At 68.0% G+C, this 20,673-nt stretch carries 21 protein-coding genes and 1 pseudogene; 8 read left to right on the top strand and 14 right to left on the bottom strand.

Annotated features, from left to right (window positions below):
- Positions 1–437: pseudogene (locus PKE84_RS14720) on the top strand (ABC transporter family substrate-binding protein); the annotation flags it as partial.
- A gap of 100 nt (positions 438–537) precedes the next feature.
- On the opposite strand, the gene PKE84_RS14715 reads toward PKE84_RS14720, so the two are convergent.
- The 3 genes from PKE84_RS14715 to PKE84_RS14705 are packed head-to-tail and all read right to left on the bottom strand — an operon-like array spanning position 538 to position 5,211.
- Positions 538–1,704, bottom strand: coding sequence for a PRD domain-containing protein (locus PKE84_RS14715; RefSeq protein WP_271178021.1), 1,167 nt, complete (start codon positions 1,702–1,704; stop codon positions 538–540).
- 16 nt (positions 1,705–1,720) lie between these two features.
- Positions 1,721–3,214 carry a glycoside hydrolase family 1 protein gene (locus PKE84_RS14710; RefSeq protein WP_271178020.1) on the bottom strand — a complete coding sequence of 498 codons (1,494 nt, stop codon included), beginning with the start codon at positions 3,212–3,214 and terminating at the stop codon, positions 1,721–1,723.
- A complete protein-coding gene (locus PKE84_RS14705; RefSeq protein WP_271178019.1) occupies positions 3,214–5,211 on the bottom strand; it encodes a beta-glucoside-specific PTS transporter subunit IIABC in 1,998 nt (665 codons plus the stop codon). Before PKE84_RS14705 ends, PKE84_RS14710 begins: the two co-directional genes overlap by 1 nt.
- Positions 5,212–5,588: 377 nt before the next feature.
- On the opposite strand from PKE84_RS14705, the gene PKE84_RS14700 reads away from it, so the two are divergent.
- A complete protein-coding gene (locus PKE84_RS14700) occupies positions 5,589–5,915 on the top strand; it encodes a hypothetical protein (protein WP_271178018.1) in 327 nt (108 codons plus the stop codon).
- A gap of 214 nt (positions 5,916–6,129) precedes the next feature.
- Positions 6,130–6,273: a hypothetical protein gene (locus PKE84_RS14695; RefSeq protein ID WP_271178017.1), complete on the top strand. Its 144-nt coding sequence runs from the start codon at positions 6,130–6,132 to the stop codon at positions 6,271–6,273.
- 21 nt (positions 6,274–6,294) lie between these two features.
- On the opposite strand, the gene PKE84_RS14690 is transcribed toward PKE84_RS14695, so the two are convergent.
- Positions 6,295–6,780 (bottom strand): hypothetical protein, encoded by a 486-nt coding sequence (locus PKE84_RS14690; protein WP_271178016.1) that lies wholly within the window; start codon positions 6,778–6,780, stop codon positions 6,295–6,297.
- A gap of 47 nt (positions 6,781–6,827) precedes the next feature.
- A complete protein-coding gene (locus PKE84_RS14685) occupies positions 6,828–7,529 on the bottom strand; it encodes a TetR/AcrR family transcriptional regulator (protein ID WP_271178015.1) in 702 nt (233 codons plus the stop codon).
- Positions 7,530–7,617: 88 nt separating this feature from the next.
- Here PKE84_RS14685 and PKE84_RS14680 point away from each other — a divergent pair, with 88 nt between their 5' ends.
- Complete coding sequence (locus tag PKE84_RS14680; RefSeq protein ID WP_271178014.1) at positions 7,618–8,646, top strand: NAD(P)-dependent alcohol dehydrogenase; 1,029 nt, start codon at positions 7,618–7,620, stop codon at positions 8,644–8,646.
- Positions 8,647–8,857: 211 nt separating this feature from the next.
- Here PKE84_RS14680 and PKE84_RS14675 read toward each other — a convergent pair whose 3' ends face one another.
- The 4 genes from PKE84_RS14675 to PKE84_RS14660 all read right to left on the bottom strand — a co-directional run bounded on the left by PKE84_RS14675 (position 8,858) and on the right by PKE84_RS14660 (position 12,119).
- Positions 8,858–9,571, bottom strand: coding sequence for an SDR family oxidoreductase (locus tag PKE84_RS14675; RefSeq protein WP_271178013.1), 714 nt, complete (start codon positions 9,569–9,571; stop codon positions 8,858–8,860).
- A 35-nt stretch (positions 9,572–9,606) separates the two neighbouring features.
- The gene (locus PKE84_RS14670) at positions 9,607–10,428 is read right to left on the bottom strand and encodes an aldo/keto reductase (protein WP_271178012.1); all 822 of its coding nucleotides are present in this window, start codon (positions 10,426–10,428) and stop codon (positions 9,607–9,609) included.
- Positions 10,429–10,580: 152 nt separating this feature from the next.
- Positions 10,581–11,399 carry an alpha/beta fold hydrolase gene (locus PKE84_RS14665; RefSeq protein WP_271178011.1) on the bottom strand — a complete coding sequence of 273 codons (819 nt, stop codon included), beginning with the start codon at positions 11,397–11,399 and terminating at the stop codon, positions 10,581–10,583.
- A gap of 57 nt (positions 11,400–11,456) precedes the next feature.
- Positions 11,457–12,119 (bottom strand): DUF4097 family beta strand repeat-containing protein, encoded by a 663-nt coding sequence (locus PKE84_RS14660; protein ID WP_271178010.1) that lies wholly within the window; start codon positions 12,117–12,119, stop codon positions 11,457–11,459.
- Positions 12,120–12,356: 237 nt separating this feature from the next.
- Between PKE84_RS14660 and PKE84_RS19560 the strand changes: the two genes are divergently transcribed.
- Positions 12,357–13,079: a GbsR/MarR family transcriptional regulator gene (locus tag PKE84_RS19560; protein WP_373877151.1), complete on the top strand. Its 723-nt coding sequence runs from the start codon at positions 12,357–12,359 to the stop codon at positions 13,077–13,079.
- On the opposite strand, the gene PKE84_RS14645 is transcribed toward PKE84_RS19560, so the two are convergent.
- A complete protein-coding gene (locus tag PKE84_RS14645) occupies positions 13,067–13,990 on the bottom strand; it encodes an NADP-dependent oxidoreductase (RefSeq protein WP_271178009.1) in 924 nt (307 codons plus the stop codon). The genes PKE84_RS19560 and PKE84_RS14645 overlap by 13 nt on opposite strands.
- 114 nt (positions 13,991–14,104) lie before the next feature.
- Here PKE84_RS14645 and PKE84_RS14640 point away from each other — a divergent pair, with 114 nt between their 5' ends.
- Positions 14,105–14,713, top strand: coding sequence for an HD domain-containing protein (locus tag PKE84_RS14640; RefSeq protein WP_271178008.1), 609 nt, complete (start codon positions 14,105–14,107; stop codon positions 14,711–14,713).
- A 9-nt stretch (positions 14,714–14,722) separates the two neighbouring features.
- On the opposite strand, the gene PKE84_RS14635 is transcribed toward PKE84_RS14640, so the two are convergent.
- Positions 14,723–15,406, bottom strand: a complete 684-nt coding sequence (locus tag PKE84_RS14635; RefSeq protein WP_271178007.1) for a FadR/GntR family transcriptional regulator — start codon at positions 15,404–15,406, stop codon at positions 14,723–14,725.
- An 11-nt stretch (positions 15,407–15,417) separates the two neighbouring features.
- Entirely contained in the window at positions 15,418–16,179 is a 762-nt protein-coding gene (locus tag PKE84_RS14630; protein ID WP_271178006.1) for an SDR family oxidoreductase, read from the bottom strand.
- A 59-nt stretch (positions 16,180–16,238) separates the two neighbouring features.
- Between PKE84_RS14630 and PKE84_RS14625 the strand changes: the two genes are divergently transcribed.
- Together PKE84_RS14625 and PKE84_RS14620 are read left to right on the top strand one after the other, a co-directional pair.
- Entirely contained in the window at positions 16,239–17,000 is a 762-nt protein-coding gene (locus PKE84_RS14625) for an SDR family NAD(P)-dependent oxidoreductase (RefSeq protein WP_271178005.1), read from the top strand.
- A 14-nt stretch (positions 17,001–17,014) separates the two neighbouring features.
- A complete protein-coding gene (locus PKE84_RS14620; RefSeq protein ID WP_271178004.1) occupies positions 17,015–17,920 on the top strand; it encodes an SMP-30/gluconolactonase/LRE family protein in 906 nt (301 codons plus the stop codon).
- A gap of 114 nt (positions 17,921–18,034) precedes the next feature.
- On the opposite strand, the gene PKE84_RS14615 is transcribed toward PKE84_RS14620, so the two are convergent.
- Both PKE84_RS14615 and PKE84_RS14610 read right to left on the bottom strand, forming a co-directional pair.
- Positions 18,035–19,543 (bottom strand): flotillin family protein, encoded by a 1,509-nt coding sequence (locus tag PKE84_RS14615; protein ID WP_271178003.1) that lies wholly within the window; start codon positions 19,541–19,543, stop codon positions 18,035–18,037.
- A 168-nt stretch (positions 19,544–19,711) separates the two neighbouring features.
- Positions 19,712–20,626, bottom strand: coding sequence for a helix-turn-helix transcriptional regulator (locus tag PKE84_RS14610; protein ID WP_271178002.1), 915 nt, complete (start codon positions 20,624–20,626; stop codon positions 19,712–19,714).
- Positions 20,627–20,673: the final 47 nt, after the last annotated feature.

The following is a 20,673-nucleotide window of genomic DNA, read 5'->3' as shown; positions in this document are numbered from 1 at the left end:
GTGTCGACGAGTTCCAGGCCATCCAGGCCTCGGCGTCGAAGGCCGGCTTCACGATCGTGGACGCCGGATCGCCCGACTGGAGCACCCTGCTCCCCGGTGGCAACTACGACGCATCGCTCTTCGGCTGGATCAGCCCCGGCGCCGGCAACACCATGATCCCGCAGCTGTTCACGACCGGTGGTGGCGGCAACAACAACCGTTACAACGCCATGAACGACGTCGCCGTCCAGACGCAGACCACGGTCGACAAGAGCGAGCTCGTCAAGCTCGAGCAGCAGATCGACAAGGCCACGTTCTCCGACGGCTACGGCCTGCCGCTGTTCCAGCTCCCCGGCATCTTCGGCGTCAGCGCTCGCGTCGACGGCGCGAAGTACATGGGCAACCAGACCGGACCCTTCTGGAACTTCTGGGAGTGGTCGGTCAGCTCCAAGAAGTAGCAATGCCGGGATGGGTGCCCGGAGGTCGTCCGGGCACCCATCACCTCGTCAGGCACGGCGCCGGAAGGTGCCGAGAACGTCTGAACCGGAGTCGACTGGTCTACGCCGTGTCGCCGCTGGGGTCGGGCCGCGGGGACATCACTGTGTGCATCCCGACTGCGCACGCGAGATCCTTGTAGGCGACGTCGAGCTTGCGTCGCATCGCGATGTGGAGCTGCCCGGATTGCCAGAGGACGAGAGCGACGTCATCGAGGGCTTCGATCCCTCGTTCGTCCACGGCGAGTCCATCGTCCACGGTCATCCGCAGCCTGCTCATGCAGTGCGTCAGGTGTGTCACGTTGGACGGTCCGCCGACGTGTCGAAGGATCGATTCTGCTGTCGTCGTCGGATTCGGTTCGATTCTGGGTGGCTCGTCGTCGTCGCGGTGTCGGAGGGTCGCGCTGAGCCGGCCGATGTGGAGCGTCAGGTAGAGGGTCTCCTCGGAGGTCACCGGTGTGCCCCAGCGGTCGGCGAGGAGTTGCGAGACCGCGCGGGCGCACTCGTATTCGCGGGGGAGGGCGCCCCTGATCTCGGCATCGAGTGCGACCTGCCCGCTTTGCGACATCGTGCCTCGCTGTTGCCGGAGGAAGAGATACCGGAGGTGGGTGACCAGGCGCGAAACCGCGAGGGAATCCTCGTCGATGTCCATGTCGAGATGCCGACGAACCGTGTCCAGGGCTTCGCTGAGGACAGTCGTCATCCGCATCGTGGTCGTGACGTCCGTTGCTCCGACATGAGCGTTGACGAAATGCAACGCGATCGGCACAGCCTCGACGCTCGGCAGGAAGACCCCCGTGCGCGAGGCGATGATCGCGATAGCCGTGCGAGCGACCGCGAGTTCGTCGGGATAGAGCTGCTGCACCTCCCATCGCAGGGGGTAGTCGATCTCTCCGACCCCCGTGCGGGCCCTGCTGAGCGCGAACGTGATGTGGTCCGCGAGAGGCAGGAGGAGCTGGTCCGGCGTCCGGATATGAAGCGCTTGGCTTGCTTCGAGGAGGATCTCCTCGGTCAGCTCGATGTCGCTGAGTGGAATCTCTTGCGCGTATTGAACGAGTCGCTCGATCGAGGCCGCGTTCTCGGGGAGGAAGGTTCGCTCGATCCGTGCTGGGTCGATGTTCATTCCGACCTTGAGCGCGAAGCCCAGGCCGGCACCGAGCAGCACCGCCTCCTGGCCGTTCCCGTCGGCCCCCAGCACGACGGAGTTGTTGAAGATCTTGACGACTTTCACCTGGTCTCCCGGGAAATCAGGTGAGATCGGATCCGTTGGACGCGATGACTTTCTTGTACCAGGCGAAAGAATCCTTCGGCCGGCGTTCCAGGGTCCCGTTTCCATGGTCGTCCTGGTCGACGTAGATGAACCCATAACGCTTGGACATCTGGGACGTCGACAGGCTCACGATGTCGATCGGCGCCCAGCTCGTGTATCCCATGAGGTCGACGCCGGCGTCGATGGCTTTACTCATCTCCTCGAAATGCGCGCGGAAGTAGTCGATGCGGTAGTCGTCGTGGACGATGCCGTCGTCACCGACCACGTCGATCGAACCGATGCCGTTCTCGACGCAGAACAGCGGCTTGCGGTACCGGTCGTACAGGTCGATCAAGGAGATGCGCAGCCCGACGGGATCGACCTGCCACCCCCACTCGCTCGACGGCAGGTATGGGTTCTTGACGCCCACGATCGTGTTGCCGGGCGCGCGCTCGGCGTCCGGATCGACCGACTCGGTCGTGGTCATGTAGTAGCTGAACGAAACGAAGTCGACCGTGTGCTCCTTCAGGATCGCCGCATCTCCCGGTTCGAACGGCACCGTGATGTCGTCCCGCTCGAGTCTGCGCAGAATCAGCGGCGGGTATTCACCGAAGACCTGCACGTCGGCCGGGAACAGGTTCAGCAGAGTCTTCTGCTGTGTTGCTGCGACATCTTCGGGCCGGCAGGTGAGGGGGTAGGTCGTGAGCTTCGTGAGCATGCAGCCCATTCGTCCCTCTTCCACGAGCTCGTGACAGAGTCGGGTCGCGATGGCGGATGCGACGAACTGGTGATGCAACGCGCTGTAGCTGTTCTGAACCACATCGCCCCGATCCGGGATCACTCCTCCGGAGGAGAACGGGTGCCGGATGATGCCATCGATCTCGTTGAAGGTCAGCCACAGCTTCACCAGATGCCCGAACCGTTCGAAGCAGACCCGCGCGTACCGGACGAAGTGATCGACCACCCGCCGATCAGCCCAGCCGTTGTACTTCAGAGAGAGCGCGACCGGCATTTCGTAGTGATGAAGTGTGACGATCGGCTCGATATGGTGTCGCCGCATCTCGGTGAACAGCGACTCATAGAACGCGATGCCGGCCTCGAGTGGAACGTCCTCTTCGCCGGTCGGGAACAGGCGCGTCCACGAGATGGAAACACGGAGCGTCGTGAAGCCGAGCTCGGCGAAAAGTGCCAGGTCGTCCGTGTACCGATGGTAGAAATCGATCCCACGCCGCTTGGGGAATGTGTCCACACCCTGATCCGACAGCGCCGCCTCGATATCAGATGTTGTGATCTGGTGCAGCGCCTCGTAGTCCGTGACATCGACCTTCGGCTTGTATGCCGTCACGTCGGCGACGGATGGACCGCGCCCGTCGACGTTCCAAGCGCCTTCGGTCTGGTTTGCGGCCAGCGCGCCGCCCCAGAGAAATCCTTCGGGGAACATTGAACTATCTCCTTGTCGTCGTGGCCGGGGTGTGGGCCGGGCGGCGGCCATCAGCCTGCGGCATTCTCGGTTACGGGGTGGATGGCCAGAACGGTCGTTCCGGACGCCGTAGGGCCGGCGGGTGCGATCAGTGATGCGTCGTACTCGTGATCGTTGGTGACGACGATGATCGTCGTCGTGTCATACCCCTCGGCAGTGATCGCGCCGAGGTCGGCATCCAACAGGAGATCTCCTCGATCGATACGGTCGCCCTCCGCGATGTGAGGCGTGAACGTCTTTCCCTTCAGCGCGACGGTGTCGATCCCGACATGGATCAGGAAATCGACACCGTCGTCGGAGTGGATACCGACGGCGTGCGGCATCGTCGCGACGACGACGCCGGTCACGGGCGCGTACACGCGGCCATCGGTCGGTCGAACAGCGAACCCCGGACCCATCACGCCAGAGGAGAAGACCTCGTCGTCCACCTCGCTGAGAGGAATGAGGGTGCCGGTCATCGGCATCGCGGCGACGATCGCGTGCGATTCGGTTGTGGACGTGCCGTCGTTCGCCTCGGTCGACCCGGCGAGTTCTGCGGTGGCAGCATCCCGGTCGTGGGCGATGTCCTTCTTGCTGACGCCGAAGAAGAAGGTGAGCACCGCGGCGAGGACGAACGACACCGCCGTGCCGAGGAGCAGCCACAGGAATGTGTCGCCCAAGCCGAGGGGGTCGCCGTAGCCCAGCGGAAGGGTGAGGATGCCCGAGAGTCCGTAGCCGTAGACTCGCGCCCCGGCGGCGCCGACGATCGCACCACCGATACCGGCGGACACGATCGCGATGCCGAACGCCCGTTTGCGCGGCAGGTTCACACCGTAGATCGCGGGCTCCGTGACGCCGAACATCGCAGCGACCACCGCTGAGCCGGCGATGCCGCGCGTGCGGGGTTCCCGCAAGCGCAGGAAGATGCCGAGGGCAGCGCCGGCCTGGCCGAAGACCGCGGGCCACACCAGCGGCTTGAACGTGTCGTATCCGATGGTGGCGATGTTGTTGATGAAGATCGGCACCAGAGCCCAATGAAGGCCGAACACGACGAGGATCTGCCAGAGCGCCGCGAAGAGGAAGCCGGTGAGGATCGGCGAGAAGCCTTGGATGGCGAGGAAGATGTCTGCAATCCCCTGACCGAGCCAATTGCCGACGGGGCCGAGCGCCAAGAGAGCCACGGGGAACGTGACGACAAGCGCGACCAGAGGCACGATGAAGTTGCGCATCGAGTCGTGGATGCGGGGCGCGATCAGCTTCTCGATGACCGACTGCAGGTACACCGCGAGGATGATCGGCACGACCGTGGCGGAATACCCCTGAAGGACCACCGGGATGCCGAAGAAGTCGACCGGGCCGCCGGCATCCTGGAACGCTCGCAGTGGCTGCGAAACGGCTTCCCCATCCAGGAGCAAGCTGACACTCGCGACCTGGGTGTAGAGGAGCGCGCCGGCGAGCGCCATCGACGTGTAGATGTTGGCGCCGAACTTCCGCGCCGCGGGCACCGCCAGGATCATCGGAAGGAAGAAGAAGAACGCATCCGCGGCGGTCCACAGGATGACGTAGGTCGTCGACGTCGTCGGCAACCAGCCGACCGTCGAGACGATCATCAGAAGCCCCTTGAGTATCCCCGCCGCGCACAGAGTGCCGATGATCGGCGCGAAGATGGCCGAGACGACAGCGATGGCGCCGTTCAACCCACGCACGATGATGTTGCCCCTCTTCGCCGGCTGTCCCGAGGGGCCGTTGCTCGAGGCCGGACGGCTCTCACTCAGAATCGAGCTCTGCTTCTCGAGCGCAGCGAAGGCGACCGGAACGTTGTTGCCGATGATGACCTGAAACTGGCCGCCACTCTCCACCGCGCTGATCACGCCTGGGATCGTGGAGACCCGGGCCTTGTCGGCCCGTGCCGGGTCCTTCAGCACGAAGCGCAGACGCGTCGCACAATGCGAGACGGTCTTCACGTTCTCTTCTCCGCCGACGCCCGACAGAACGTCTCGTGCCAAGTCGGCGTAGTCGATGCCGGCCATGTCTTCTCTCCTCACTCGCCCATCACGGAACCAAAGAAACACCAACAAAAAAGACCTAGACCTCGCGGAGCTGCCATCGCCTGATGCGAAGGAAACCGTGTGGTCTAGGTCTTGCCTGATCGAGTCAGTAACAACCCTGGGTGCGCACTCTCGGGTGCTTTCGCCGCCAACGGTAGCCGGTGACATCCCAGCGAGTAGGCGGCAGAGCTCTCGCGCTTAGGCCGGGTGGACGGAACGAAGCGTGGGGTGGCCGAGTCCAAGGGTCTCCGGCGACCGGCGTCAGGGTGAGGAGTGCGCTCCATAGGGCTCAGACGCCACAGCATCGTCATCCTTGCGCGTGACGCGCCAGCCGGTACTAGCCGCCTACCGTGGGCAACATGAACGCTGCGACGAGCGAGGCGACCATCGCGCCCCCGATGCCCGGGCGCGCGATCGCCTGGTGGGTGGCAGCCCTGGGGCTGGTGGCGACACTGCTCGTCGTTGCGGTGACCGTGTGGCTCGACATCATCGATGCCATCAATGTCGATCGGGCAGACCCCGTCGGCATGCCGGACACACTTCTTCTACCGCACGAGCTGATCATGGTGCCCATCGCCAATGTCGCGTCGGTCGCGGTCGTCGCGCTTCTTGTTTTCGCGATCATCAACGTGACAAAACTCGAGCGGGAAAAGCGGAAGGCCCGCGTCGCTCGGGGAGACGCCTAACCTGGCCGTCTCGGCGGGCCGATCACGTCGGTGGGTGCTTCGTGCGTGGTGATCGTGTGTGCGGCTGGAACGTTCGCGGTGGGCTGTCGGCGAGAGGTGCCGAATGTCGTTCATCTCGACTGAATGAGCGACATTCGGCACCTTTCGCGCTGACGCACCCAGCGTCAGGGAGCGCGCGGTAGAGGTTGGCCTCGAACCGGTACGCGTCACCGAGGTGACACCTCACCCGTCCCTCGTCGACGACGGGGAACTCGCGGTGGAGGTGACCCGCCGCATCTCGCTCACTGAGCTGCCCGCCCTCCACGCCGAGGCCAGCGCGGGGCGCATCGCCGGAAAGGTCGTCGTCCTCCCTGCCTGAAGACGAGGGGGTTCCGGCGCGCTACACTTCCGAATCGCTCACTAGGACGAGCCAAGCGCTGGTCACTCCGCCGACGAACCCGACGAGCGCGGCCAGGGCGACGAGGTACAGCCCGGCGTCGAACCCGATCGCGACGACGATGCCGGCCAGGGCGAGCAGAACCGAGGTCGAAATGTTCGGGTTGACCCGATCCAGGATGCGCGCCAGCGTCCCTCCCTCGCGGGAGGCCTTCGCCCGGTGGTCGAGGATCAGCAAGGCGACCCCGAGGAGCACGGCGACCACGAGCAGTTCGACGCCGAGTGCCCAGGCCGCTGGTTGGGGAAGCGCGATCGCGATGCTGGCGATCAACAAGGAGAGAAACACCCCGAGTACCTGCGAGATGCGCGATCGCAGCACGTGCGATCTGCCGATCACGTCGGCCCGAATGGACGCGGCGACGAACAGCAGCCCGAGGAGAGCCGCGGCGGCACCTCCCGTGATGACGGCGAAATCGCCCCATCCCTCCATGCGTCAACAATAGGACTGCGGCGCTGGGGGCACCCCTCCGCCAGCCGTCAGCCGGCCTCCCGCGCCAGCGCCTTCGCGAGTCCGTCGAGGATGAGGTCGATCCCGAATCCGAACTCGTTGCCGAAGTCGTAGTCGGGCTGCGCCACCACGTGGAGGGCGAGCTCGACGAGGTGCGGATACTCGCCCGGTGCGAACGGCTCCATGATGGCGTCCGCGACTTCCGACGCATTCTCCGCGTCGAACGGGAGCGCCGCCTCCTGCAGCGCAAAGCCGTACACGTAGCTGTCGAGCAGGGCGTAAGCGTGGGCGGTCAGCTCGACCGAGAAGCCGGCGCCCCGCAAGACGGCGATGATCCGGTCGTGGTGTCGCAGAGTCGCGGGGCCTGGCGTGGCGCGCGACTCCAGCAGGGTGATTGCCCACGAGTTGCGTGCCAGAACGCGGCGCGCGTTGTCCGCCCAGGTGCGCAACTCCTCCCGCCAGTCCCCCTCGAGCGATGGCAGCTCGATCTCGGCGAACACGAGATCGACGATGCCGTCGAGGATCTCGCTCTTGTTGGCGACGTGATGGTAGACGGACATCGGCTTTGTGCCGAGGTGTTCGGCGAGCGAGCGGATGGTCAGCGATCCGATGCCCGATTCGCCCGCGACGGCGATGGCGCCCCGAAGCACGCGCTCGCGACTCAGGCGCGGGCGGGGGGTGTGCTGTCCATCGACGATGGCCGGATGTTCGCCTGCTGGTTCCGAGCTCATGGGACCAACCTATCGCATTCTCGTACTAAGTACGCTAATGTTCGTACTTAGTACGAGTCGACTCCCCGTCGGCGCGGAAGGGAACACGATGACTTCACTCGACAAGGCGACCGCCGCGACCGAGGTGTCGCCGTCGGTCACGGCGGCGCCCGCGATGCGAGCGATCGTCCAAGACCACTACGGAAGCGCCGACGCCCTCGAGCTCCGCTCCGTGCCGCGCCCGACGATCGCCGCCGATGAGGTGCTCGTGCGGGTGAGCGCCGCCGGACTCAGCCGAGCCACCTGGCACCTGATGACCGGCACGCCGTATGCGATGCGCGCGGCCTTCGGGCTCCGCGGGCCGAAACAGTCGGTGATCGGTCAGGATGTGGCGGGCACGGTCGTCGGGATCGGCGCCGACGTCGAGCGGTTCGCGATCGGCGACGAAGTCTTCGGTGTCGGGCGCGGCACGTTCGCCGAGTACGCTGCGGCGTCGCCGGCCAAACTCACGCGCAAGCCGGCGAACGTCAGCTTCGTCGACGCCGCTGCGGCGCCCGTCCCGGCGATCACGGCCATGCAGGCCGTGCGCGCGGCCGGCATCGAGTCGGGCCAGCGGGTGCTCGTCTCCGGGGCCGCGGGCGGGGTGGGCAGCTATCTCGTCCAACTGGCGAAGGCGGCCGGCGCCGAGGTCACGGGTGTGTGCAGCACGTCGAAGATCCCATTCGTGCGGCAACTCGGGGCCGACCACGTCAGCGATTACACGGCGGGTGGCTTCCCGAGTGAAGGCGGACCCTACGACGTGATCCTGGATGTCGCGGGGAACCCGTCGCTCGCCCAGCTCCGCGGTGCTCTCACTCCGAATGGCGCGGCGATCATCGTCGGCGGCGAGGGCGCGGGCGAGTGGCTCGGGATGGGCCGCCAACTGCGAGCGCTGATCATCTCCCCGTTCATCCGGCAGCGGCTGGTGATGCTGATGGGTTCGCAGTCCACGGCCGACCTCGACGAGCTCGCATCCCTGCTCGCAGACGGGACCCTCTCGTCGCGCGTCGACAAGACCTTCCCGCTCGAGCACGCAGCCGACGCGATGCGCTACTTCGAGTCGGGAGAGGTGCGCGGAAAGATCGTCATCACGGTCTGACGCGCGACACCGAGAAGTCGAAGATGCCCGGCGGCGGATGGGACCAGTCGTGCTCTGCTTGGCGCTGCCTCGGCGGAGGCCGCCTGAAACCCCGTGCTTCCGCTCTTACCTCACGGCTCGGCCGGACATCCCGGTCTCACCATGATCCACCCGGGCAGGCGTTCTGTGCAGCCCCTCACCACGGGTGAGCGGGGATGACGAACCCGGCCCGTCAACGACGGTGGACGGGGCGCACGCTGAGCGACTCGATGGTGCCCGTCGGCGGCAGATCAACGGCCGTGCGCACGGTCGCCGCCACCATCTCCGGCGAGATCGTGTAGGTCGTGTCGTAGTCGTCGCCTTCGCGGGCGACCAGTGCCCGCTGCATCTCGGTGTCGACGCGTCCGGGGTGGATGCTGCTGACCCTCACCCCGTTCCCGCGCTCCTCCTCGCGCAGGGCGTCGGTCAGCGCCCGGAGCGCGAACTTGGACCCGGCGTAGACGCCGCTCCCCGCCCCGCTCGTCAGGCCGGACCCGCTGTTGATCACGACGACGAGACCGCCCGCCGCCCGCAGCGAAGGGAGCGCCAGGCGCGTGAGCTCGCCGACGGCGTAGACGTTCACCTCGAAGACGCGGCGCCACAGGTCGAGTGACGTGTCCTCGATGCGCCCGCCGTCCTCGACACCGGCCGAGTGGACCAGGACGTCGAGCCGAGCGGGCAGCGGCGGGATGCTCCCGTGCGTGAGATCTCCGACGAACGGCTCTGCCGACGGGAGCTCCGAGACGACAGCGTCGACGGCGGCCTCGTCCCGCCCGCCGACGAGCACATGGTGGGTGCTGCCCAGTTCGAGGGCGATCGCCCTGCCGATGCCGCGCGACGCTCCGGTGACGAGCGCGATCGGGCGGCCGCTGTCATCCGGAGTCTGATCCTGGTCGGTTGAAGCCATGATCCGACCCTACGGGACCGCGCGATGCGGCTGTCTCAGCGGTCCCCGCCCTCGAGCGCATCCAGCGCGGCCACGTCCTCCGGCGCCAGTTCGAAGTCGACGTCCGCGTTCTCGACGATGCGCGACGGCGTCGTGGATTTCGGCAACGGCAGCACGTTCTTCTGCAGCAGGTACCGGATGCTCACCTGAGCCACCGACTTGCCGTACTTCTCCGCGATGGCCGCGATGTCCTGGTTGCCGAGCAGGCGCCCGGTCGCGAGCGGTGAGTACCCCTCGACGAGGATGTCGCGTTCGTGGCAGTAGGCGGTCGTCTCCGGCTGGGTGTTGCCGACGAACCAGCGGATCTGGTTGGCGTGTGGGAGCACGGTCGTCGCCGCGGTCAGCGACTCGAGGTCATCGACCTCGAAGTTGCTCACGCCGATGGAGCGGGTGCTCCCGGCCTCGTAGAGCTCCTCGAACACCTTCCACACCTCGATGTTGCCGGCGCGGTGATCGCTTCCGATCGCGTTCCAGGGCCACGGCGCGTGGATCAGGTAGAGGTCGACCGGGCCGAGGTCGAGGGCCGCGGTCGACCGCTCGAACGCGTTACGCGCGCCCGCGGCGTCCTTGACCTCGGCGGGGCACTTCGTCGTGATGAAGATCTCGTCGCGCGGGATGCCGCTGTCGCGCACGGCTCGCCCGACGCTCGCCTCGTTGCCGTATGCGCGCGCCGTGTCGATGTGGCGGTAGCCGGCATCCAGCGCGGTTCGCACCGAGTCGTAGGTCTCCGGCCCGTCGGGGATCTGCCAGGTGCCGAAACCGATCTTCGGAATGGTGACGCCGTTCGAGAGTGTGAAGGTGTCGGTCAGTGCGGGCATGGGGGTTCCTTCCGTGGGCTGCGGTGGGTGCCGTGAGGTGCGATGCCCGCCATGGTAGACCCTCGCCTGCGCAGGCTCTCCGCGCCCCTAGGCGGCTTCACCGGACGACGCGCACAGGCGGGGCCGACCGTGAGGCCGGCCCCGCGTCGCGGTCAGTGCTCGTGGTGGCCGAGCTCCGCGACTTCGCGAACCGCCGCCGCGACCGCTGCGTGGTCCTTCTTGAGGATCGCACCGTGGTTGCTCGGCACCTTCGCGCTGATCGCGATGTTCGGGTTGCGGGCGACGACCTCGGCGAGGCCGGCGCGGATGACCTCCTGCTCGTCGCCGCGGCTTCCGAGCGAGGTGCCCGATGCGACCACGTGGCGGGTCGGAACGACGATGCTGTCGAGCACAGGACCGAGCTCGCTGGTGCTGCCGAGCTTGCCGAGCTCGATGTTGCTCTCGGCCTGCTGCGCGGCGGACATCCGCGGGGTCAGGCCGGTCGGGCGCAGCAGCGGCGTGAACCAGCCCATGCGGCGGAACAGTGTGCGGATGCGCTCCTCCATCGCGTCATCCAGCCAGTCGTACGGCTGCGCGCCGTCGACCAGCACGGCGCCGATCGTGCGTGCCGGGTTGCGGCTCGCCCAGTGGGCCGCGACATACGCGCCGTACGACCAGCCGACGAGGAGCGCACGCTCGACGCCGCGAGCGGCGAGCACGGCGTCGACGTCGCGCACAGCGGCCTCGAACGAGTAGTCCGCCGAGGTCAGGGACTTGCGTCCGCGGGCGCGCTCGTCGTAGGTGATGTGCCGCCACGACGGCCCCAGGTCTGCGGTCACCCGCCGCCAGTACCCCTGGGTCGCGAACTGACCGTTGAGGTAGATGACGGGGGTGCCGGTGCCGCCGGTGTCGGTGACGGCGAGGGCGGTGTCGTCGACGGGGACCATGCCGGTCCACGGTGACAGGGCTGCGGATGTGCTGTTGCTGGTCATGATCTCCTCCTGGACGGTTTGTCGAAGCGGGATGGTTCGCGTCGAAACGGGATGCGCTCAGACGGTGTGAGCGTCGATGTCGCCGGATGCGGTGGTGGCGTGGATCTCGACAACGGGAGCGCCGCCCGTGTTGGCGAGTGCGTTGCTGATGCGGCCGTAGGGGGTCCCGGCGTTCAGGCTGGCCGTGACGCCGGCGGGGACGCCGACGCTCACGTTGCCGAGCTGGGTGCTGAGCGCGAGCGTGCCCTGCAGCGCCTCGCCGACGCGGACGTCGCCGCGTGCGGTGGAGACTTCGGCAGGGCCGGTCAGACGACCGATGGTGATGTCGCCGTCGAGTGCCCCGAGCTGCGCGGTCGTCGCTTCGTCGAGCTTGATCGGGCCGTAGGCGTTCTGGACGCTCACCTCGCCGAGGCGCCCGGCGCCTCGCAGCTCCGCGCTGCCCGTCGCCTGGATGCGTGATCCGGCGGGCAGCTGCACGGTCACCTCGACGGTGCCGGTGGGGCCGAAGGCCGCGTTCTTCTCGGGAGTCTCGACGCGAAGGACGCCGTCGGCGAACTCGATGGTCGTGCGCTCCGCCGCCTTGACGTCGCGCGCCTTCGACGCATCGACGGGCCGGACCTCGACGAGCGTGTCGGTGCGCTCGGCCGCGATGAAGCGGAGGTGGCCGGCCGGAACGTCCAGTACGGCGGTGATGGCGGTCGGGGTGTTGTAGGTCTGCATTGTTCTCAACTCCAGTGATCGGTGGTGCTGGTTATGTTTCCGATATGAGAAACGCTACGTTGCGTTCAGTAAGTGCGCAAGACAAATGTTGCATTAGAAAGACAAAGTTGCCGATCAAGTTGCCTATATCGTTGCACTCGACCAGAAGAGAACGCAATTCTCGAGACAAATTTCGTTGCACTAGAGCAAAGGTGAACGCTACGATCGACTCATTCGACGATGCGGAAGGGATCCCGGATGCCGGCAGGCAGACTCACCAGGCAGGAACGTCAGCAGATCGCCCTCGGGCTGGCCGACGACCTCGCGTACGCCGAGATCGCGCGGCGCCTCGAACGACCGACGTCGACCATCACGCGCGAAGTGCTGCGCAACGGCGGCCCCGCCGCATACCGCGCCGACGTGGCTCAGCGTGCCACTGAGCACCGCGCGCACACGCGTCGCGGCACCGTTCCTCGCGCGTCAGGCGCACCCGACGGGGACGGACGGGACTCCCAGGCCGTGCGGGACTACGAGGAGACCTTCACCACGCTGTTCATGCAGTCGGGCCTGCCGCGCGTCGCCGCCGGCATCCTCACCAGCCTCTACACCACCGACGCGGGCAGCCTCACGGCGGCCGAGCTCGTTCGGAGGCTCGAGGTGAGCCCGGCGTCCGTCTCCAAGGCGATCGCGCTCCTCGAGAGTCAGGGCCTGGTCATCCGGGACCGCAGCGAGGGCCGTCGGGAACGGTACATCGCCGACGGCGACGTCTGGTACCAGTCGATGATCGCCGCGGCGCGGTCCAACGCCCAGATCGCCGAGACGGCTCGCGAAGGCGTCCGCCTCCTCGGCAGCGACACCCCGGCGGGTAGCCGTCTCGAGAACATGGCGCGCTTCATGGACTTCGTCGGAGAGAGCATCGCCCGGGCCGCCGAGCAGGCACGCGGGCTGCTCGCCCCGGGCACGCCCGATCAGGCGGAGTGATCCACGGCGATGATGGTCTTGCCCGGCACGCGCGTCGCCGGGGAGAAGGCGGCGGGTGCCTCCTCGAGTGAGCGCACGGCGCCGACGATCGGTGTCAGCCGCCCGGTGGCGACGCGCAGAGCCAGCTCGGCCAGGGTGGCGCGGTCCGGCTCGACGACGAAGAACAGGGCCTGGCCGTCGACGGGCTGCGCGGGCGGCGGGGCGGCGATGGTGACGATGCGGCCGCCCGCGCGGACGAGCGGGAGTGAGCGATCGTAGACGTCTCCACCGATCACGTCGAAGACGAGATCGACCTGGCCGGCATCCTCCAGCCGATCGCTCTGGAGGTCGATGAACCGGTCGGCGCCCAAGCCGCGCGCCGTCTCGCGATCCGCGGCGCGTCCGGTGGCGATGATCCGGGCGCCGGCGTCGCGGGCGAGCTGGGCGGCGATGGAACCGACGCCGCCGGCCACCCCATGGATGAGCACCGTCTGGCCCGCCTGGAGGCGCCCGTGCTCGAAGAGCCCCTGCCACGCGGTGAGGCCGGAGATCGGCAGAGCGGCCGCGGTGGTGAAGTCGATGCTCGCGGGGAGCGGCGCGAGGTTGCGTGCTTCTACCGAGACATACTCGGCCAGTGATCCGTTTCGCGTCCAATCGGTGAGCCCGAACACGCGCTGGCCCACGGTGAGCCCCGTGGTGCCGTAGCCGAGCTCGGCGACGATGCCGGCCACCTCGTGGCCCGGGACACTCGGTGTGCGATCGCGTCCCGCCCGGTCCGTCCAGGTTGCCGGCCAGCCGAGTTCACCCGGGGTGAAGCCGGCCGCGTGGACTTCCACGATCACGTCGTTCTCCGCGGCGTGCGGGTACTCGAGTTCGCTCAGGCTGAGCCCGCCGACTCCCGCCGTCTGATCCGACACAGTGATGGCTCGCATGGTTCTCCCCGGTCTCGTCCGTGGACGGATCTTCTCCCGCCGCCCAACCATCATCCAGCGTCCGAACGCAGCGCGCGAGGGTCGAGTGCGCGCAGCATCCGGGAAGATGGGTCCATGAGACTGAGTGAGATCACTGCCCCCGACACCTCGGCTGCGCGCGCCGCGCTCGAGATCGCCACCGCCTACCACTCGCCCTCCCTCCTCAACCACGTGCAGCGGTCCTGGCTCTGGGCGCTCGGCTTCGCTGAAGCGCGGGGGCTGGAGCCCGACCACGAACTGCTCTATGTCTCCGCGCTTCTGCACGACCTCGGGATCGTGCCCGCGTTCGACAATCACACGCTCGCCTACGAAGACGCCGCCGGGCACGTCGCGATCGCCCTCACCGCGGGCAGCGGTTGGCCGGATGCGCGGCGCGTGCGCGCTCACGAGGTGATCGTGCGGCACAACTGGCCGGAGGTCGATCCGGAATTCGACGTCGAGGGGCATCTGCTCTCGACCTCGACCGCGCTCGACATCTCGGGCGCGAACGCCGACGAGCTCTCGCTCGACTTCCGTCGCGAGGTGCTTGAACGCTACCCGCGCGGCGAACTGGCTGCGGAATTCACGGCGTGCGTCAAAGACCAGGCCATCCGCAAGCCGGAGACCGCCGCGCGACGCCTGGTCGACGGCGGGGTGGAGCGCAAGCTCCGCGAGAACCCGCTGGAGCGCCTGCTCGAAGGGTGACCGGGCGCGTCAGCGCTGCGCGTGCGCGCGATCACCGCGCACGATGAGACTCATGAGGTCGCGGGCGCCGTCGGGGTCGCGCTGATCGATCGCGTCCGCCAGGGCGACGTGGAGGTCGACGTCGGCCGGGGCGTCGTCCCAGGTGAACGGCTCGCGCGGCGTCCGCTCGCGGAGGGCCTCTCTCAGCACGGATTGCAGTCGGGCGAACATCCGGTTCTCGCTCGCGGTCGTGACCAGGCCGTGGAACCGGGCGTCGGCGTCGAAGAAGGCCGCGCCGTCACGCAGGCTCGCGGCGGCTCGGAGCTGCTCTCCAGCGGCGACCAGCTCGGCGGCCTGGTCGTCGGTGCGTCGCCGGGCAGCGCTCTGCGCGGCGGCGGGCTCGATCGCCAGGCGCAACTCGAGCAGCTCCGCGATCTGCTCCGAGCGCTGAGGCGAATCGAGGCGCCAGCGCACGATGTCGCTGTCGAGGGCATCCCAGTCGCGTCGATCGGCGATCCGGAGCCCGACCTTCGGGCGCGCGGTGAGCAGCCCGACGGATGCGAGCACGCGCGTCGCCTCGCGGACGATGCTGCGGGATGCTCCGGTCAGGTCGACCAGGGCGTCCACGCTGATGACGCTGCCTGCCTCGAGCTCGCCGGAGACGATCGCAGCGCCCACCCGGTCGAGCACCCGCTGGTAGGCGCTCCTGCGCACCCCGCCCGAGCTCATCGCTGCGAGGTCGGCGAGATCACGAGCTCGTCGTAGCGCACGTGGCCCGGCGCATCGAGCACGAACTGGATGGCCCGCGCGACCTCATCGGGCTGGAGCATCGCGGCGCGTGCGGCGTCGTCGGGGACCTGGGGCCGGAGTTCGAGGAAGTCGGTGTTCACGTCACCCGGGCAGAGATGGCATGCGCGCACGCCCGACTCCGCCTCCTGGGCGTTCAGGGTGCGGCTGAGCGCGGAGAGACCGGATTTGCTCGCGCTGTATGCGACGCCGGCGATCGGGTTGAACGCCCAGGCGGCGTACGAGGACACGAACACGACGACGCCACGCGCCTCGCGCAGCGCGGGCAGCGCCGCGGCCACGACGTGCGCGGGTGCGACCAGGTTCACGCTCACGATGTCGTCGAAGGCGGGCAGGTCCTGGTCGCTCCAGCGACGGCGCGGCGAGTTGAGCCCGGCAGCCAGCACCAGGCCGTCGATCCGCCCCCACCGCTCCAGGATGCGGTCGCGCGCGCTCTCGATGTCGGAATCGTCCGTCACGTCGGCGGTGACGATGAGCGCCTCCGGATGCCCGGGCAGGGTACGCACCGCGGCCGCCGTTTCCTCCAAGGCGGCGGACCGGCGGCCGGTCAGGGCCACCCGCCATCCTGCTTTCGCTGCCTCGATCGCAGCCGCGCGTCCCATCCCGGAACCCGCGCCGGTGATCCAGACGACCTTGCGGGTCTCGGTCGCTTCCGACCCGACCGTTTCCGGATTGCTCATCGCTGTTCTCCTCGATCGTCACTACGATGAGTCCCAATAGTATGACTATTGGAGGAAGAATGCTGATCGACTTCGCCGGGCAGGTCGTCATCGTGAGCGGGGGCGGCCGTGGCATCGGGCGGGGGCTCGTCGAACGGTTCCACGCAGAGAACGCGACCGTGGTGGCCCTCGATCTCGACTTCGCCGAGCCGATCGACGGCGTGCGCACGATCCGCTGCGATGTCACCGACACCGGCTCCGTGAACGACGCGATCGCGGCCGTCGAGCAGGAGTTCGGCCGCATCGACGTGCTCGTGAACAACGCGGGCATCAACGTCGAGGGGGCGGTCGAGTCGCTCGACCCGGAACGCTGGCGCGCCTGCTTCGACGTGAACGTGTTCGGCGTCTTCGCCCTCTCGCGGGCCGTCATCCCCGCGATGAAACGAGCCGGACGCGGGCGCATCATCAACGCCGCCTCGTTCGCGGCGATCATCCCGAGCGTCGGCGCCGCGGCATACGGCGCCTCCAAGGCGGCCGTCGTGCAGTTCACGCGCGTACTGGCGTCCGAGCTCGGCCCGTGGAACATAACGGTGAACGCGTACGCTCCCGGAATGATCCCGACCGCGATGAACGGCTTCGCCGACATGGCCGTCGACCGCCAGGAGCGCCTGCTCGACACGCTCTCGCTGCGGCGCTGGGAACGGCCCGAGGACGTCGCCGACCTGGTCTGCTTTCTCGCCAGCGACTATGCGGGCTACATCACGGGCGCGCTGGTCGACGTCAGCGGCGGCAAGTTCGCGACGCAGATGCCGAGCCTCGGCTACGACCGGGCGGCGCTGTGACGGAGAGTGATGCTGTGTCGGACGGCGATGTCGTCGACCGGATCGCGGAGATCGTCATCGACGACGCAGTCGAGCACGCGGAGGGCCCGATCTGGGACGGCCGTGACGACACGCTGCTGTGGGTCGACCAGTACCGGGGAGGCATCCGCCGAGCGCGGCGTGCGGCATCCGGGGCTCTCGTGGAGTGCGAACGCTTCGACCTCGGGATGGCCGTCGGCGCGGTCGTGCCCGCGGCGGACGGTTGGCTCGTCGCGGCCGGTGACGGCTTCCATCGCCTGGCGCGGGACGGGCGCCTGTCACCGATCGCCGACGTACTGCCCGACGACGGGGTGCGGCGCCGGATGAACGACGGCAAGTGCGACCCGCAGGGACGGTTCTGGGCGGGATCGATGGCGTACTCGAAGCAGCGCGGTGCGGGTGCCCTGTATCGGCTGGAGGCCGACATCCCGCAGCTCGTGCTCGACGGCGTGACGATCTCGAACGGTCTCGCCTGGACGCCGGATGGCGGCACCATGTTCTACATCGACACACCGACCCGGACCGTCCGGCGGTTCCGGGTCTCGCCCGCCGGGCTGTCGGACGGCGAGGTGGTGGTGAGCATCCCGCCGGAACAGGGAGCTCCCGACGGCATGTGCATCGACGCCGACGGCTGCCTCTGGGTCGCGCTGTGGGGCGGCGGTGCCGTGCAGCGGTACAGCGCCGACGGCCGCCTTCTCGAGCGTGTGCACGTCGGCGCCGCCCAGGTCTCGAGCTGCTGCTTCGGCGACTCCGACGGGTCGACACTGTTCATCACGACGTCGCAAGAGGGCTACGACGAGCGGGCTCTGGCCGCCGATCCGGATGCGGGCAAGATCTTCGCCGTGCGCACCGGTACCTCGGCCGGCCCCGCCGCGGAGTATCTGGTTTCCTCCGGTGACTAAAACACGGTGGATGGACTGCGGGCCGGGTTCAGGCGATCGGCTCGAACTCGTTGAACGGCGAACGGCGGCGCAACCGTGGTGGTCGCGCCGCCGTCGGCGGTCATCCGGGTCGGTCTAGTCGACGGGGAGAAGGTCCTTGGAATCCGCGGTCTGGCCGTCCGTGACGACCAGTGCGGTGCCGACAGCAGGGTCGACGGTATTCGCGACGGCTGCTGCCGCCGCAGCCAGGTCAGCGGTCGCAGTGGACGAACCGCCACTCGACGCGACGCCCCTGCCGGCGGCGAAGCCGCCGGCCACGTTGCCGAGCAGGCCCCTGATGCTGACGCCGAGAGACGACTCGAGCATCGCATCCAGCTGCGTGACGCCGCCGACGACGTTCTTCGACAACTCGGATGCGCCGTCGGTCGACACCACGGTGAGGGTGTCGATGTTACCCATCGGTGCGGCGATCTCCTTCGCAAGCGCCGGCAGAAGCTCGATCAGACGCAGCGCGAGGAGCTGCTCCGAGTTCTCGGCCGTCGCCTGCGCGGAGAGCTTGGTGGACTCGGCCTCGGCCTTACCCCGTGCAAGGATCGCGTCGGCTTGAGCGACACCCTCGGCAGTGACCGCCTCCGCAGAAGCCTTGCGGGCGTCGCGGTCGGCTTCGGCGGCGGTACGGGCGGCGATCGCCTGAGCTTCGGCATTCACCCGGATCGCGTAGGCGTCGGCATCGGCTTTCGCGTTGACCTCGGACTCGAGCTCGGCCTTGCGGAGTTCGGCGCGGCGTTTCGCGGCCTGCTCCTGTTCGCTGATGATCGACTGCTGCGCCTTCGCCTCCGCGATCGGTTTCGCGGCCGCAGCTTCCGCCGCGGCACGGTCTGTATCCAACTGCAGAGCGGCCTTCTTCAGAGCAAGGGCGTTCTCCGCCTCCGCGATCGCCTGCTCGGCCGTGACGGCCGCCTCGCGGGACTCGCGGTTCGCGACGTGCTCGGCGATCTCCGCCTGCTTGCGCACCTTGGCCTGCTCAGCGCGCCCGATGTCGTTGATGTAGTCGTTCTCATCCGTGATGCCCTTGATCTCGAACGAGTCCACGTCGAGCCCCTGGCTGGCGAGCGACTCGCGGGCCGTGTTCAGCACGGTGGTTCCGAGTTCGTCGCGCTTCTGGATGATCGTCATCACGTTCGTCGAACCGATGGATGCGCGCAGCGAACCGGAGAGGACCTCCTGCGCGAAGCTGTCGATGTTCTTGTCCTGGCCGAGGAACCGCTGGGCGGCCGCCCGGATCGAGCTCTCCGCGTCGCCGACCTTCACGATGGCAACCGCGTCGACGGTGAGGGTGATGCCGTTCTGGTCCTGCGCAGCGGCGCTGATGTCGATGGCGCGGGAACGGAGGCTGATCTTGTGCGCCTTCTGAAAGAACGGCGTGATGAACACGCCCTGCGCGTGGACGATCCGGGTCCCGGAGCGTTCCGTGGTGGTTCCGTCCGCGCCGCGCTCCTTCTTCGGGCGCTTGCCGGTGATGATGAGCGCCTCGTCGGGGCCGGCGTTCCTGTACACCGTGCGTGCGTAGATCAGTGCGATGATGCCGACCACGATGACGAGCAGGATGATCCCTGCAACTGGACCGGTCAGGAAGTCGAACATGGGTTCCTTCCGCCGCGGCGCCGCCGCGGTCTTGTGACGGATGGACCGGCCCGAGGTCGGGTTCGGTCGTGCACGAGCCCCTCTGCACGACGGGTCGAGTGCTTGTACCCTATGGGCGGCCTGACCGTTCACTGCATAGACGCGCTCTAGCCGGTCGGTGATATCCCGCTACGGAGTGCTGCGGCCGCTCTGCTCGATGTCGGCCGTCTCCGCGGCCGTCGCCTCGGCGGTCTCCCGCTCCCGCGTCGCGGCCCAGCTGGCAAGGACCTTGAGCGCATCCTCGGAGGGGGTGCCGGGGTCGGCCGTGTAGACGTTCATCCGCAGTCCGGGATCGGCGGGCAGCTCGAACGCTTCGAAGGCGAGGTCGAGGTCGCCGACGATCGGGTGATGGATGCGCTTGCGCCCGGTGCGGTGATGGCGCACGTCGTGTCGCGCCCACCGGATCCGGAACTCTTCGCTCCGCGTGCTGAGCTCGCCGATGAGGTCGGTGAGGTCTTTGTCATACGGGTTGCGCCCGGCCGCGGATCGCAGGATGGCGACGATGTCGTCGGCGGCCTGCTCCCAGTTCCAGTAGAACTCACGCGCTCGCGGGTTGAGGAACGTGAACCGCGAGTTGTTGGGCGGCTGCACGGTCTCGGCCATCAGGTCGAGGTAGAGGGCACGGCCGAGCTGATTAGCGGCGAGCACGTCGCCGCGATCGTTCCGGATCCAGGCGGGCGCGCCCACGATGGCGTCGATGATCCGCTGCACGCTGGGACGCACCGTCGTCGGGCTGCGCTTGCGTCGAACACGCGGCGCGAGGCCGGCCGCGCGCGCCAGGTCGTAGAGGTGCGCGGTCTCGGCGTCATCCAGTTGCAGGGCACGCGAGAGGGCTTCGAGCACGCTGTCGGATGCGCCCGAGAGGTTTCCGCGTTCGAGACGCGTGTAATAGTCGACGCTCATCCCGGCGAGCATCGCGACCTCTTCGCGGCGGAGTCCCTTCACCCGGCGGTTGCCGCCGTACGCGGGCAGGCCGGCCTGCTCGGGGGTGATCTTCGCGCGGCGGGAGGTGAGGAACTCCCGCACGTCATCGGTCTGCGCCATAGCCCGACCCTACGCCGGGGCCCGCGACCGAGGGAGGCACTGACGTG

The organism is Leifsonia poae, from assembly GCF_027921845.1.
Classification (GTDB): Bacteria; Actinomycetota; Actinomycetes; order Actinomycetales; family Microbacteriaceae; genus Leifsonia; species Leifsonia poae.
Note: the sequence above shows the minus strand (reverse complement) of the source record. Positions and strands in the feature narration are given on the sequence as shown.

What these genes read in the sequence shown, in the direction of transcription:
- PKE84_RS14710 (WP_271178020.1), bottom strand. Translation starts at nt 3,214, where the DNA reads ATGGCCGCCGCCCGGCCCACACCCCGGCCACGACGACAAGGAGATAGT.
- PKE84_RS14705 (WP_271178019.1), bottom strand. Translation starts at nt 5,211, where the DNA reads ATGGCCGGCATCGACTACGCCGACTTGGCACGAGACGTTCTGTCGGGC.
- PKE84_RS14700 (WP_271178018.1), top strand. Translation starts at nt 5,589, where the DNA reads ATGAACGCTGCGACGAGCGAGGCGACCATCGCGCCCCCGATGCCCGGG.
- PKE84_RS14690 (WP_271178016.1), bottom strand. Translation starts at nt 6,780, where the DNA reads ATGGAGGGATGGGGCGATTTCGCCGTCATCACGGGAGGTGCCGCCGCG.
- PKE84_RS14685 (WP_271178015.1), bottom strand. Translation starts at nt 7,529, where the DNA reads ATGAGCTCGGAACCAGCAGGCGAACATCCGGCCATCGTCGATGGACAG.
- PKE84_RS14680 (WP_271178014.1), top strand. Translation starts at nt 7,618, where the DNA reads ATGACTTCACTCGACAAGGCGACCGCCGCGACCGAGGTGTCGCCGTCG.
- PKE84_RS14675 (WP_271178013.1), bottom strand. Translation starts at nt 9,571, where the DNA reads ATGGCTTCAACCGACCAGGATCAGACTCCGGATGACAGCGGCCGCCCG.
- PKE84_RS14670 (WP_271178012.1), bottom strand. Translation starts at nt 10,428, where the DNA reads ATGCCCGCACTGACCGACACCTTCACACTCTCGAACGGCGTCACCATT.
- PKE84_RS14665 (WP_271178011.1), bottom strand. Translation starts at nt 11,399, where the DNA reads ATGACCAGCAACAGCACATCCGCAGCCCTGTCACCGTGGACCGGCATG.
- PKE84_RS14660 (WP_271178010.1), bottom strand. Translation starts at nt 12,119, where the DNA reads ATGCAGACCTACAACACCCCGACCGCCATCACCGCCGTACTGGACGTT.
- PKE84_RS19560 (WP_373877151.1), top strand. Translation starts at nt 12,357, where the DNA reads ATGCCGGCAGGCAGACTCACCAGGCAGGAACGTCAGCAGATCGCCCTC.
- PKE84_RS14645 (WP_271178009.1), bottom strand. Translation starts at nt 13,990, where the DNA reads ATGCGAGCCATCACTGTGTCGGATCAGACGGCGGGAGTCGGCGGGCTC.
- PKE84_RS14640 (WP_271178008.1), top strand. Translation starts at nt 14,105, where the DNA reads ATGAGACTGAGTGAGATCACTGCCCCCGACACCTCGGCTGCGCGCGCC.
- PKE84_RS14630 (WP_271178006.1), bottom strand. Translation starts at nt 16,179, where the DNA reads ATGAGCAATCCGGAAACGGTCGGGTCGGAAGCGACCGAGACCCGCAAG.
- PKE84_RS14625 (WP_271178005.1), top strand. Translation starts at nt 16,239, where the DNA reads ATGCTGATCGACTTCGCCGGGCAGGTCGTCATCGTGAGCGGGGGCGGC.
- PKE84_RS14615 (WP_271178003.1), bottom strand. Translation starts at nt 19,543, where the DNA reads ATGTTCGACTTCCTGACCGGTCCAGTTGCAGGGATCATCCTGCTCGTC.
- PKE84_RS14610 (WP_271178002.1), bottom strand. Translation starts at nt 20,626, where the DNA reads ATGGCGCAGACCGATGACGTGCGGGAGTTCCTCACCTCCCGCCGCGCG.